Consider the following 1150-nt stretch of genomic DNA (forward strand, 5'->3'; position numbering starts at 1 on the left):
CGGCCGGCTCTGGGAAATCGGGAAAATTTTTCCTGGCTGCATCATTTTTTGATTTTTGTCTCAGGTCGGAGAGTTCTGTCTCAAGTCCCTCCCGATCGCGCTTCACTTCCTTGAGCTCTTGCTCCAACATCTGAACCTTCAGCCCTAAATCGCCGTTGCGCTCGTGTAACTGATTCAGTTCTGCATCCCATTCTGCAAGTTGCTTGTTGGCCGCTTTCAATTCCTGCCTGAGTGATTCATCGTTGCCGTCACTCAGGCACTCAATTTTCCCAAGCGTTCTTCAATCCCTGCTAACTTAGCCGCTAGCAGAGTGTCTAGTTTATTGTCTAGCAGTTTGTCTAGCACTGGTTCGATGTCCGAAATTTCGGACACTTGTGTTTGAGGTTGGGTTAGCGGCGCCGCTATTGCTTGGTTGGCCGCTTGCTCTAAAGTTCGCACTACCCAAGCATTGACGCTCAAACCCTCTGCGGCTGCGACATCTTTAATGGTTTCGAGCAAGTCTCGGCGGCCGTCCAATCTCAAGTTAAGCTGGCATCTGTCTGTCATGTCTAGTACCTGTCTAGTGATTGTCTAGTTAGATACTAGCACCTTGTCTAGTCATTGTCTAGTGATTGTCTAGTTAGATGCTAGCACCTGTCTAGTAGTCGTCTAGTTGGTTAGCACCGAGTTGTTCCAGACGTTCTTCAATGACAGTTATTCGTTGAATTAGTGGGGCAATGCGATCGGATATCAGTAGGTCTACACTTTTGGCGGTCACTGTAGACACGAGGCTTGTGTCACTCTCTGTAGCCACCGCTGTAGACGTGCCTGAGACTTCCTTGAGAATGCGTTGTGCAGCTTGACTTACTGACTCACCCTCTAGTCTCTGAGCTTCTATCCAGTTCAGGAAGTGACCGGAAGCCCTGAACGATACGACTTGACTTTGACTCATTGTAGACACTTGTATACAGTATTTGTCTACAATAACCGATGCCTGTCTACACTGTCAACAGCTTGTAGACAAAACTTGTAGACATGAAAATCCCCCAATTAAGGGGGATGAGATTGAGCCGTCAATTGTCAGGCAGAGTCTCTAAATTTTCCGCAGGTTACAGAAGAGCATTGAGATTACCCGTCCGCCCTTCATACCTTCGCGCTCTTGCCAGTCAAC

Annotated in this window: 2 protein-coding genes and 1 pseudogene; all 3 read right to left on the reverse strand. The window is 48.0% G+C overall.

Annotated features, from left to right (window positions below):
- A pseudogene (locus QUB20_RS28495) lies at positions 1-220 on the reverse strand (hypothetical protein); the annotation flags it as partial.
- Between the two features lie 32 nt (positions 221-252).
- Positions 253-546 (reverse strand): hypothetical protein, encoded by a 294-nt coding sequence (locus QUB20_RS28500; protein WP_333058044.1) that lies wholly within the window; start codon positions 544-546, stop codon positions 253-255.
- Positions 547-637: 91 nt separating this feature from the next.
- Complete coding sequence (locus tag QUB20_RS28505) at positions 638-931, reverse strand: hypothetical protein (RefSeq protein ID WP_333058045.1); 294 nt, start codon at positions 929-931, stop codon at positions 638-640.
- Positions 932-1150: the final 219 nt, after the last annotated feature.

This window comes from Microcoleus sp. B4-C2, from assembly GCF_036705265.1.
Lineage (GTDB): Bacteria > Cyanobacteriota > Cyanobacteriia > Cyanobacteriales > Microcoleaceae > Microcoleus.